The sequence below is a fragment of the Paraburkholderia youngii genome (assembly GCF_013366925.1).
Taxonomy (GTDB): Bacteria; Pseudomonadota; Gammaproteobacteria; order Burkholderiales; family Burkholderiaceae; genus Paraburkholderia; species Paraburkholderia youngii.
In genome coordinates, this window is record NZ_JAALDK010000001.1 from 6,718,671 (window position 1) to 6,730,980 (window position 12,310).

A 12,310-nucleotide genomic window follows, 5' to 3' on the forward strand; every position below is an offset into this window, starting at 1 on the left:
GATCACTATGTTTTATTTGCTATTTCCTTGATTCGTCGCGTATATTCCGATTTCCGACGCTTTTCGTCCCGCGCAGTCTGGCTGCGAGAAGAGCGCCGTCGTGGTTGCGAAGCGCACTGCGGCAAAAAAACAATGGTTTAACGGCCTGTCCGGCCTCCTCACAGACGGTGTCCCCATGAACGACCACCAGCAACCGATTCACCCGGTTCCCGCCGCCCAAGGTCTGTACGACCCGCAAAACGAGCACGACGCTTGCGGCGTCGGCTTCGTCGCCCATATCAAGGGCCACAAGAGTCACGAAATCATCCAGCAGGGCTTGAAGATTCTCGAGAACCTCGACCACCGGGGCGCCGTCGGCGCCGATCCACTGATGGGCGACGGCGCGGGCATCCTGATCCAGATTCCGGACGGCTTCTATCGCGAAGAGATGGCCCGCCAGGGCGTGACGCTGCCGCCGGCTGGCGAATACGGCGTCGGCATGATCTTCCTGCCGAAGGAGCATGCGTCGCGCATCGCCTGCGAACAGGAGCTCGAGCGCACGGTGAAGGCCGAAGGTCAGGTCGTGCTCGGCTGGCGCGACGTGCCGGTCGACCACGCGATGCCGATCTCGCCGACAGTGAAGGCGAGCGAGCCGCTGATCCGCCAGATCTTCATCGGTCGCGGCAAGGACATCATGGTGACCGACGCGCTTGAGCGGAAGCTGTACATCATCCGCAAGACCGCGAGCCACCGCATCCAGGCGCTGAAGCTCAAGCACGGCAAGGAATACTTCGTGCCTTCGTGCTCGGCGCGCACGGTCGTCTACAAGGGTCTGCTGCTCGCGGGTCAGGTCGGCGTCTACTACCGCGACCTGCAGGACGAGCGTGTCGTGTCGGCGCTCGCCCTTGTGCACCAGCGCTTCTCGACCAACACGTTCCCGGCGTGGGAACTGGCACACCCGTACCGCATGATCGCCCACAACGGCGAAATCAACACGGTGAAGGGCAACGTCAACTGGCTGAACGCGCGCACCGGCGCGATCGCCTCGCACGTGCTCGGCGACGATCTGCCGAAGCTCTGGCCGCTGATCTATCCGGGCCAATCGGACACCGCATCGTTCGACAACTGTCTCGAACTGCTGGTGATGGCCGGCTATCCGCTCGTCCACGCGATGATGATGATGATCCCGGAAGCCTGGGAACAGCACACGCTGATGGACGAAAACCGCAAGGCGTTCTACGAATACCACGCCGCGATGATGGAGCCGTGGGACGGCCCCGCCGCGATCGCGTTCACCGACGGCCGCCAGATCGGCGCGACGCTCGACCGTAACGGTCTGCGTCCGGCGCGCTACATCGTCACCGACGACGACCTCGTCATCATGGCGTCGGAAGCCGGCACGCTGCCTATTCCCGAATCGAAGATCGTCAAGAAGTGGCGTCTGCAGCCGGGCAAGATGTTCCTGATCGACATGGAGCACGGCCGCATCATCGACGACAAGGAACTGAAGGACAACCTCGCCAACGCCAAGCCGTACAAGAGCTGGATCGACGCCGTGCGCATCAAGCTCGACGAAATCGAGGCGAAGGCGGAAGACGTCGTCACGGAACGCCGCGAAGCTGCTGCGCTGCTGGATCGCCAGCAGGCGTTCGGCTACACCCAGGAAGACCTGAAGTTCCTGATGGCGCCGATGGCGCAAGCGGGTGAGGAAGCCGTCGGCTCGATGGGCAACGACTCGCCGCTGGCGGTCATGTCCAACAAGAACAAGACGCTCTACCACTACTTCAAGCAGCTGTTCGCGCAGGTCACGAACCCGCCGATCGACCCGATCCGTGAAAACATGGTGATGTCGCTCGTGTCGTTCATCGGCCCGAAGCCGAACCTGCTCGACACGAACAACATCAACCCGCCGATGCGTCTCGAAGTGTCGCAGCCGGTGCTCGACTTCAAGGACATCGCGAAGATCCGCGCGATCGATCAGTACACCGGCGGCAAGTTCAGCTCCTATGAACTGAACATCTGCTATCCGGTCGCCTGGGGCAAGGAAGGCATCGAAGCGCGTCTCGCCTCGCTGTGCGCGGAAGCAGTCGATGCGGTCAAGTCCGGCTACAACATGCTGATCGTGTCGGACCGCAAGACCGACCGCGACAACGTCGCGATTCCGGCGCTGCTCGCCACCGCCGCGATCCACACGCACCTCGTGCAGCAAGGTCTGCGCACGAGCACGGGTCTCGTCGTCGAAACCGGTTCGGCGCGTGAAACGCACCACTTCGCGCTGCTCGCGGGCTATGGCGCGGAAGCCGTGCACCCGTACCTCGCGATGGAAACGCTGAGCCAGCTCGCGGCCGGCCTGAAGGGCGACCTGTCGGCGGAGAAGGCGGTCTACAACTTCACGAAGGCGGTCGGCAAGGGCCTGCAGAAGGTCATGTCGAAGATGGGCATTTCGACCTATATGTCGTACACCGGCGCGCAGATTTTCGAAGCGGTCGGTCTTGCGTCGGATCTGGTGGCGAAGTACTTCCACGGCACGTCGTCGAAGGTCGGCGGCATTGGTCTGTTCGACGTCGCGGAAGAAGCGATCCGTCTGCATCGCGAAGCCTTCGGCGACAACCCGGTTCTCGCGAACATGCTCGACGCGGGCGGCGAGTACGCATACCGCGTGCGCGGCGAGGAACACATGTGGACGCCGGATGCGATCGCCAAGCTGCAGCATTCGGCGCGCAGCAACTCGTACCAGACGTACAAGGAATACGCGCATCTGATCAACGATCAGACCAAGCGTCACATGACCTTCCGCGGCCTGTTCGAGTTCAAGTTCGATCCGACCAAGGCGATCCCCCTCGACGAAGTCGAACCGGCGAAGGAAATCGTCAAGCGTTTCGCGACCGGCGCAATGTCGATGGGCTCGATCAGCACCGAAGCGCACGCTACGCTCGCCGTCGCGATGAACCGCATCGGCGGCAAGTCGAACACTGGTGAAGGCGGTGAAGACGCGAACCGTTATCGCAACGAGCTGCGCGGCATTCCGATCAGGAACGGCGACTCGATGAAGTCCGTGATCGGCGACGAAGTGGTCGTCGACATCCCGCTCAAGGAAGGCGATTCGCTGCGCTCGCGCATCAAGCAGGTCGCGTCGGGCCGTTTCGGCGTCACGGCGGAGTACCTCGCGTCGGCCGACCAGATCCAGATCAAGATGGCGCAGGGTGCGAAGCCGGGCGAAGGCGGTCAGCTGCCGGGCCACAAGGTGTCGGACTACATCGGCAAGCTGCGTTACTCGGTGCCGGGCGTCGGCCTCATTTCGCCGCCGCCGCACCACGACATCTACTCGATCGAAGACCTGGCACAGCTGATTCACGATCTGAAGAACGTCAACGCGTCGTCGAGCATCTCGGTGAAGCTCGTGTCGGAGTCGGGTGTCGGTACGGTTGCCGCCGGTGTCGCCAAGGCGAAGGCCGATCACGTCGTGATCGCCGGTCATGACGGTGGCACGGGTGCGTCGCCGCTGTCGTCGATCAAGCATGCGGGCACGCCGTGGGAACTAGGCCTTGCCGAAACGCAGCAGACGCTGGTGCTGAACCGGCTGCGCGGCCGTATCCGCGTGCAGGCCGACGGTCAGATGAAGACTGGCCGCGACGTCGTGATCGGCGCGTTGCTCGGCGCGGACGAATTCGGCTTCGCGACGGCGCCGCTCGTCGTCGAAGGCTGCATCATGATGCGCAAGTGCCATCTGAACACGTGCCCGGTCGGCGTCGCGACGCAAGATCCGGTACTGCGTGCGAAGTTCCAGGGCCAGCCGGAACACGTCGTGAACTTCTTCTTCTTCGTTGCGGAAGAAGCGCGCGAAATCATGGCGCAACTCGGTATCCGCAAGTTCGACGACCTGATCGGCCGCGCGGAACTGCTCGACACGAAGAAGGGCATCGAGCACTGGAAGGCGAAGGGTCTCGACTTCTCGCGCGTGTTCTATCAGCCGCAAGTGCCGGCGGAAGTCGCGCGCAAGCACGTCGACGTGCAGGATCACGGCCTCGACCGCGCACTCGACCACACGCTGATCGAGAAGGCGAAGGCCGCGATCGAGAAGGGCGAGCACGTGTCGTTCATCCAGCCGGTGCGCAACGTGAACCGCACGGTCGGCGCGATGCTGTCGGGCACGATCGCGAAGAAGTATGGCCACGAAGGTCTCGCGGACGACGCGATCCACATCCAGCTGAAAGGCACCGCGGGTCAGAGCTTCGGCGCGTTCCTCGCAAAGGGCATCACGCTGGATCTGGTCGGCGACGGCAACGACTACGTCGGCAAGGGCCTGTCGGGCGGCCGCATCATCATCCGTCCAACCAACGATTTCCGCGGCAAGTCGGAAGAGAACATCATCTGCGGTAACACGGTGATGTACGGCGCGATCGAAGGTGAAGCCTTCTTCCGCGGTGTCGCGGGCGAGCGTTTCTGCGTGCGTAATTCGGGCGCGACGGCGGTCGTCGAAGGCACGGGCGATCACGGCTGCGAATACATGACGGGCGGCACGGTGGTCGTGCTCGGCGAGACGGGCCGTAACTTCGCGGCCGGCATGTCGGGCGGTATCGCGTACGTGTTCGATCCGGACGGCACGTTCGCGAGCAAGTGCAACAAGTCGATGGTTTCGCTCGACCCGGTGCTGCAACAGGCCGAACAGGAGCGCACGGTCGACAAGGGCGTATGGCACCGCGACACGACCGACGAAGCGCTGCTCAAGGGGCTCATCGAGCGTCACTTCCAGTTCACGGGCTCCCCGCGCGCGAAGGCGCTGCTCGAAAACTGGGACGCGGCACGCCGTCAGTTCGTGAAGGTGTTCCCGACCGAATACAAGCGCGCTCTCGGCGAACTCGCCGCGAAGAAGGCGAACAGCGAAGTGCTCGCCGCCTGAGCTGCCGTCGGAAGTCACATTTAGACGTACCCGCCGCGTTCCGATCGATCGACGCGCGGCGGGTCCAGATTACCCCTAGATACAGATAGAGAAGAGAACCACATGGGCAAGGCAACCGGTTTTCTCGAGTTCGAACGTCGCCACGAGACGTACGAGGCTCCGCTCACGCGTGTGAAGCACTACAAGGAATTCGTCGCGGCACTGACCGACGACGAAGCGAAGATTCAAGGCGCGCGTTGCATGGACTGCGGCATTCCGTTCTGCAACAACGGCTGCCCGGTCAACAACATCATCCCGGACTTCAACGACCTGGTGTTCCGTCAGGACTGGAAGAACGCGATCGAAGTGCTGCATTCGACCAACAACTTCCCCGAGTTCACGGGCCGCATCTGCCCGGCGCCGTGCGAAGCGGCGTGCACGCTCGGCATCAACGACGACCCGGTCGGCATCAAGTCGATCGAGCACGCGATCATCGACAAGGCCTGGGCCGAAGGCTGGGTCGCGCCGCAAACGCCGAAGCACAAGACCGGCAAGAAGGTCGCCGTGGTCGGCTCGGGCCCCGCGGGTCTCGCGGCTGCGCAGCAGCTCGCGCGCGCCGGTCATGACGTGACCGTGTTCGAGAAGAACGACCGCATCGGCGGCCTGCTGCGTTATGGCATCCCCGACTTCAAGCTGGAGAAGTGGCAGATCGATCGCCGCATGCGCCAGATGGAAGCCGAAGGCGTGACATTCCGCACCAACGTGTTCATCGGCAAACCGGACTCGTTGCCGGCGCACATCGGCAACACCGCGAAGGAAACCATCACGCCGGCCGAGCTGAATGAGCAGTTCGACGCGGTCGTGATCGCCGGTGGTTCGGAAACGCCGCGCGATCTGCCGGTGCCGGGCCGCGAGCTCGAAGGCGTGTACTACGCGATGGAATTCCTGCCGCAGCAGAACAAGGTCAACGCCGGTGACAAGGTGCCGAACCAGCTGATCGCGAAGGGCAAGCACGTCGTCGTGATCGGCGGTGGCGATACCGGTTCGGACTGCGTGGGTACGTCGAACCGTCATGGCGCGAAGAGCGTCACGCAGTTCGAACTCCTGCCGCAGCCGCCGGAAGAAGAGAACAAGCCGCTCGTGTGGCCGTACTGGCCGATCAAGCTGCGCACGTCGTCGTCGCACGAGGAAGGCTGCGAGCGCGATTGGGCGGTTGCGACCAAGCGCCTCGAAGGTAAGAACGGCAAGGTCGAGAAGCTGATCGCCGCGCGCGTCGAATGGAAGGACGGCAAGATGGTCGAAGTGCCGAACTCCGAATTCGAAATGAAGGCCGACCTCGTGCTGCTCGCGATGGGCTTTACGCAGCCGGTCTCCCCGGTGCTCGAAGCATTCGGCGTCGACAAGGATGCGCGCGGCAATGTGCGCGCCACGACCGAGGGCGACAAGGCGTATTACACGTCGGTGAACAAGGTGTTCACGGCGGGCGACATGCGTCGCGGCCAGTCGCTCGTGGTATGGGCGATCCGCGAAGGCCGTCAGTGCGCACGTTCGGTCGATGCGTTCCTGATGGGTCATTCGGAACTGCCGCGTTAAGCGTCTTCAATTTGCAGGAAGACGTGGAGACGACAAGGTGCCCCATGAAGGACACCTGTAGCGGTAAAGCGATGCAGTAAGAAAGAAACCGGGCTCGCCTGAAAGGGGGAGCCCGGTTTTCTTTTGCCTCGTCGCAGTGCGTCATGTCGGCGTCATTTGCGACAGCGCGCGAGCGTCACGCGGCATTTATTGGCGCGCACCCGGCCCTCTTTTTCTCTTACAAACCGCTACGATGTAACGCAAAACTTATTGGTCAACGTTAAACTGCGTCTGCAGCCCGGCTGCCCACTCGATCCTCCTATAATCCGTCGCCTCCGATGCCCGTCACCGCGAAAAACCGTTCGCCTTTCCGCGCCCTTACGAGCACGACCGTGCCCGTGGAGCGCGGCATGCTGGGCGAAACGTCGGCGGCGCGGCGACGCTTTCTGAGGGGCTCGGCCGGTGCGATGCTGGCCGCGGGTTTCGGCAGCACGCTGCTATCCGCGTGCGGCGGCAGTCTCGAAGCCGAGCAGCCGGCTACGCCGCGACTCGTGTCGGTCAGCAATTTCCGCGATGTCGGCGGCGCGGGTGCCGGCTATCTGACCGTCGACGGCAAGCAGATGCGGCGCGGCGTGTTCTTTCGCGCGAATGCGCTGACGCTGAGCGGCACGGACGCGGCGACGCTCGACAAGCTAGGCATCGTGTCGGTCTACGACCTGCGCACACCCGCCGAAATCGCGCGCACCGCCGACGTGCTGCCGGGCGGCGCGACATCCTCCGCCCTGAATGTGCTCGGCACGAACGACTTCGTTACACCCCCGGTCGATTCGCCCGTCGACGCCGTCGCGTTCATGCAGGCTCAGGCGCGCGCGTATGTGACGGGCGGCCCGCAGCGAGCCGCCTATGGCGCGTTGCTCGGCGCGCTCGCCAACGGCACGGGCGCGCAGCTATTCCACTCGAGTGCGGGCAAGGACCGCGCGGGCTGGGTCGCGGCGCTGCTGCTCAGCATCGCCAACGTTCCGCTCGACGTGATCATGCAGGACTACCTGCTGAGCAACGTCTATCTCGCGCCATCGATCGCTGCGCAAACTACCACGCTGCGCGCGCAGGCAGGCGCGGCCATCGCCGCGGCGAGAGCGCCGTTGTTCGACGTCGACGAGAATTATCTGCAGGCGGGCTTCGACCAGGTCCAGGCGAGCTACGGCACGATGGCGAACTATTTAACGCAAGGCCTCGGTCTTTCCACCGCGACGGTCGACGCGCTGCGCAATCGGCTCGTGCATTGACGCGCTTCGGCCGTCCGATAGCGAAAAAAAAAAGTCCGCCCCAGAGGAGCGGGCGGACGGAGAAGGGCGGCATCGAGGTTGCCGCGGGCGACTATAAGGCCGCGACCCGCGCGACAGTCGATGCGGTAAGGGCAGGTAAGTGCCCCGGTCCGCGTCCCCTTACCTGCGAGCATCCTCACGTCAGCGCCGGGTCCACCGGCAGTTCGATCCGAACGTCGAGCCCGCCCTGCGCATGATTGCGCACGAGGCAGCGTCCGCCGCGATGGTGCGCAAGCCGCGCGACGATCGCGAGACCGAGCCCGCAATGGCCTTCGCCGCCGCGCGCGGCGTCGAGCCGCACGAACGGCTTCATCGCCGCGGCGATGCGGTCGTCGGGAATGCCGGGGCCGTGGTCGCGCACGCTGATGATCCAATGACCGTCGTTGCACGCGGTTGAGATTTCCACCGGCGGCATGCCGTGTTCGAGCGCGTTGTCGACCAGGTTCGTCACGAGCCGGTCAAGCAGCGTGCGCGGCAGCGTGAACGAGGGGCCAGCGCGCAAGTCGAGTGCGAAAAGCTGGGTTTCGGCGGGGTCCGCCGCTTCGGCGGGTTCAGCGGCCTCCGCGTAATCGCCCGAGGAAAACTGCTCGCGCAAGAACTCGTCGACTTCGACCGACGGTCCGGCGTCCGCCGATTGGCCCGCGAATTCGAGGAACTGCTGGACGATGTTGGTCAGCGAATCGACGTCGCGGATCAGGCCGGCACGCTCGTTTTCGTCGACCAGCACGCTCGCGCGCAGCTTCAGGCGCGTGAGCGGCGCCTTCAGATCATGCGCGACGCCGGCGAGCATCACCGCCTGGTCGTCGCCGGCTTCGTTCAGGCGCCGCATCATGTCGTTGAACGAGCCGATCAGATCGCGCAGTTCGCGCGGGCCCTGCACCGGCACGGGGTCAGGCCGGCCGCCCGAGCCGAATGCGCGCGACGCATCGGCGACGCGCAGCAACGGCCGTTGCATCTGCCAAACCGCGAACAACGACAGGATCAACCCGGCGGCCAGCATCGAGACCGATTCGATCAGAAAGCGCGGCGGCGGCGGGACATCGACCGGCACGACGACCCAGTTCGACTTGCCCGGAAACAGCACCCACAGTTGCGGCGGACGCAGATCGTCGACGGCGATCTGCGTGCCGGCCGGCAGGTTCTCGCGCAGATGCCGGCTCAACTCGACCAGCATATGCTCGTGCGGCTCGCGCAGATGCACGCTGGTCGGCATGTTCCAGGTGGGTACCAGATGCACGCGCATCGCCGGCGCGAGCGCGGTGCCCTTGATCGGCTCGCCGTTGATCGCCTGCAGCACCAGCAGAATGCCGCGCGCGAAGCCGTCGATCTCATGGCGCGGCGGCTGCCTCGTCACCAGCACGAACCAGCTCGCCTGAATCGCGAACAGCACCGCCGCCGACAGCAACGCCATTCTGCCGAACAGCGTGTTCAGCGGATTTCTCATGCGCTCGGGGCGGCCCCGTCCTCGAAGGGGGTGCCATTGGCGTCGGGCACGAACACATAGCCCTTGCCGCGCACCGTTTGCACATAGCACGGGTTCGACGGGTCGTCCTCGATCACGCGGCGCAGGCGCCAGATCGGCACGTCGAGGCTGCGGTCGCGGAACGCGAGGTTGTCGCGATGCACGAGATCGTGAATCAGCACGCGCGACAGCACCTTGTACGGGTTGTTGACGAAGATCTTCAGCAGCGCGAATTCGCTGTCGCGCAGCGGCAGCTTGGCGTCGTCGCGGGTCAGCGAGCGCGTCGCGAAGTCCAGTTCGAACGGACCGAAGCGATAGCGCTTGCGTGCTTCCGGCGCGCTCGTGGTGGATGGCCCGCGCCGGCGCAGCACGGTCTGGATGCGCACCAGCAGTTCGCGCGGATCGAATGGCTTGGTCAGATAGTCGTCCGCGCCGAGCGAGAGACCGACGATGCGATCGGCCACCGTGCCGCGCGCGGTCACGAAGATCACCGGGATGTCGTCGCCGGCGGCGCGCAACGCGGTGAGCGCGCGCAGGCCGTCGGTGTTCGGCATCATGATGTCGAGTACGACGACTGACGGCCGCTCGCGCTCGAGACGACGCTGCAAATGAGTGCCGTCATGCAGCACGGACGCATCGAAGCCGTTCGACTGCAGAAACTTGCAAAGCAGATCGCGTACGACCGGATCGTCGTCGACGATAAGGACCTGTGGATTCATGGCGAAATTCTAGACGGGCGCGCCCGACGCGCGACCGCGCATTTCCTTACCAACGCTTACTGTGCGCCACGTGGCGCTGGCGGGCTTGCGCCGGGGCGGATCAGCGAAGGTTCCGCGCCTACTTTAGCACTGCCTGATCCTGCTCTCCGCACGACCGCCACGCGATGACAACACCTGGCAAGCACTCGAAAGCCCTCGCAAGCCCACGGAACGGGTCGTAACAACCGCGCGAAAGCATGCTTTGCTTCGCCCATCATCGGCGCCTGCGCGGCGCGATGATTCGTTCCGCAGCAAGTCGCGCCGCACGCCGAACGAGGCCAGCTGCCTCGGATGACGGCTCGCGGCGTTCAACCGACACCCGCGCAATGCGCGCCTTCGCGAGGTCCATCATGACGATCCACAACACCCTCAGTTCCACGCCGTTCTCCACGCTGGCGAAGACGTCAGCCACGGAGAAGTCCACCAGTTCGAGCCCCACCGGTGCAGCGGCGAAATCGCAGCAAAGCAGCGCGCTCGCGCAGCCTGCACTGCCTGCGCCGGGGACGGGGCTCATCGGCCACCTGGTCAACACGACCGCGTGAACCGGCGAGGTCCGCGTGCCGTTATCCAGAACTACTGAGCATCGGCGTCGCATCGTGGCGTGGCTCGTTGCCGGCGCGCTGCTGTTGCCGCTCGGCGGCTGCGGCGCCGCGGCGCTGCCATGCCGGGTCACGGCGGCGACCTTGAAAGTGCTGCCGGTCGTCGGCCATGCGGCGGCGACGCCTTTCGACATGTGTGCTTCCGCGATCGATTGAATCATGATGCTCACCAGGATGGTTGGTGCATTGATGCTGCTCGGCGGTGTGCTGTCGTGCGCCGCGCATGCGCAGCCTGTCGCGCGCAGTCCGAAGGCGGCCAGCGCGGCATCGAATAGCGTCGTCACCGACACGCGGCGGCGCTCGCCGGATGCGCCGTTTTCGTTTCGCGGCGTCGCGCTCGGCATCACGATCGACGAATTCCGCGCGGGCTCGGCCGTGCGCGCGACGCCGGTCGGCAGCGTGCCGATCTGCGAGACCGACGTGCAGGCAGGTGCGCTCGGCATGCGGCTGAAATCGCACGATAGCCTGAGCGTCGCGTGCCGCTGGGCGCATCGCGATGATCAGCGCTGGGCGGTCTCGCAGGCGGTGGTCGATGGCGCGCCGGCACTCGAACACGTGATGCGCTTCACGCGCATCGACGGGCAAGGCGCATTGCGTCTCTACGAGATGTCGTTCGTGATCGACGAGCTGACCGCGGAGGATCTGCGCGACGCGCTCGAGGATCGTTATGGGCCGCCGCGTCTCGCGACGCGCAACGCGGCGGCGCCGGGCGCGATGCCGATGTACGTATGGGAGAACGCGGTCAGTTCGATCACGCTGTGCTTTCTGCCGGGCAGCCGCAACGGTACGCTCACGTATCTGCTGAAGGGCTCGGATACGTGGATGAAAGCGGTCGTGCGGCAGTGGCAGGCGAGCGGCGCCGACGCGGGCTGATGATTGCCTGGCAAGCCTGATTATCGGTGCGAACCCAACGCCGAAAGCGGATGGCGTCTGGCTCGCGCCGCCACGCTTTAACTCCATTTCATCCTTTCGCCACGGAGCCAGCATGACCACGCTACGTCTGACCCTCGTGCTCGGCGCCGCGAGCTGTCTCGCGGCCTGTTCGAGCACGCAGACCAGGTCGATCGTCGAAACGCCGATGGCGCCGCCGCTCGCGTCCGCGCCGCTGAACGTCAACACGCAAGGCGCGATCTATCAGGCCGGTGCGCCGCTGCTGCTGTATGAGACGCCGCGCGCGCAGCATATCGGCGACGTGCTGACGATCCGGCTGTCCGAATCGTATAGCGGCAACAACAGCGCGAGCGCATCGGCGAACCGCGCGAGCAGCATCACCGCGACCGCCGCGGACCAATCGACGAACGCCGCCGCGCGGCTCGCGAAACTGTTCAACATCGGCTCGGCCAGCACCGACTACAAGGGGCAAGGCAATCTGCGCGACATCAGCGATATGACGGGCACGCTCGCCGTGACCGTGATCGGCACCGTGTCGGGCGGCAATCTCGTCGTGTCGGGCGAGAAGGTGATCGCGATGAGCGGTACCCGCGACCGTCTTCGGTTGTCGGGCATCGTCAATCCCAAGGATATCGAAGCAGGCAATTACGTTGCGTCGAGCAAGGTCGCGAACGCGCGCATCGAACAGGCGGGCCTCGGCATGGTCAACGACGCGACGACGATGGGCTGGCTGCAGCGGATGTTTCTGAGTGTGCTGACGTTTTGACCGTCAGCCGCGTCAGCCGCGTCAGCGCGCTGCGCGTAGTGCGCGACGCGCAGATCGCATCGACTGGCTCCGATCAGAT

Annotated in this window: 9 protein-coding genes; 6 read left to right on the forward strand and 3 right to left on the reverse strand. The window is 64.8% G+C overall.

Annotation, left to right across the window (positions count from 1 at the left end):
• The first annotated feature begins 175 nt into the window (after nt 1-175).
• The 3 genes from G5S42_RS30695 to G5S42_RS30705 all read left to right on the forward strand — a co-directional run bounded on the left by G5S42_RS30695 (nt 176) and on the right by G5S42_RS30705 (nt 7,716).
• Nucleotides 176-4,879 carry a glutamate synthase-related protein gene (locus G5S42_RS30695; RefSeq protein WP_176110118.1) on the forward strand — a complete coding sequence of 1,568 codons (4,704 nt, stop codon included), beginning with the start codon at nt 176-178 and terminating at the stop codon, nt 4,877-4,879.
• A 102-nt stretch (nt 4,880-4,981) separates the two neighbouring features.
• Nucleotides 4,982-6,451, forward strand: coding sequence for a glutamate synthase subunit beta (locus G5S42_RS30700; RefSeq protein WP_176110119.1), 1,470 nt, complete (start codon nt 4,982-4,984; stop codon nt 6,449-6,451).
• 389 nt (nt 6,452-6,840) lie between these two features.
• Complete coding sequence (locus G5S42_RS30705; RefSeq protein ID WP_176110120.1) at nt 6,841-7,716, forward strand: tyrosine-protein phosphatase; 876 nt, start codon at nt 6,841-6,843, stop codon at nt 7,714-7,716.
• A 175-nt stretch (nt 7,717-7,891) separates the two neighbouring features.
• Here G5S42_RS30705 and G5S42_RS30710 read toward each other — a convergent pair whose 3' ends face one another.
• The 3 genes from G5S42_RS30710 to G5S42_RS30720 form a co-directional block, all read right to left on the reverse strand.
• The gene (locus G5S42_RS30710; protein WP_176110121.1) at nt 7,892-9,199 is read right to left on the reverse strand and encodes an ATP-binding protein; all 1,308 of its coding nucleotides are present in this window, start codon (nt 9,197-9,199) and stop codon (nt 7,892-7,894) included.
• The gene (locus G5S42_RS30715; RefSeq protein WP_176110122.1) at nt 9,196-9,936 is read right to left on the reverse strand and encodes a response regulator; all 741 of its coding nucleotides are present in this window, start codon (nt 9,934-9,936) and stop codon (nt 9,196-9,198) included. Before G5S42_RS30715 ends, G5S42_RS30710 begins: the two co-directional genes overlap by 4 nt.
• A gap of 253 nt (nt 9,937-10,189) precedes the next feature.
• On the reverse strand, nt 10,190-10,489 hold the full coding sequence (locus G5S42_RS30720; protein WP_176110123.1) for a hypothetical protein: 300 nt from the start codon (nt 10,487-10,489) through the stop codon (nt 10,190-10,192).
• Between the two features lie 82 nt (nt 10,490-10,571).
• Here G5S42_RS30720 and G5S42_RS30725 point away from each other — a divergent pair, with 82 nt between their 5' ends.
• From G5S42_RS30725 to G5S42_RS30735, 3 genes are all read left to right on the forward strand, one after another.
• Complete coding sequence (locus G5S42_RS30725; protein ID WP_041734448.1) at nt 10,572-10,730, forward strand: DUF6726 family protein; 159 nt, start codon at nt 10,572-10,574, stop codon at nt 10,728-10,730.
• Between the two features lie 3 nt (nt 10,731-10,733).
• Entirely contained in the window at nt 10,734-11,447 is a 714-nt protein-coding gene (locus tag G5S42_RS30730) for a hypothetical protein (RefSeq protein ID WP_176110124.1), read from the forward strand.
• Between the two features lie 112 nt (nt 11,448-11,559).
• On the forward strand, nt 11,560-12,231 hold the full coding sequence (locus G5S42_RS30735; protein WP_176110125.1) for a flagellar basal body L-ring protein FlgH: 672 nt from the start codon (nt 11,560-11,562) through the stop codon (nt 12,229-12,231).
• The last annotated feature ends 79 nt before the right edge of the window (nt 12,232-12,310 follow it).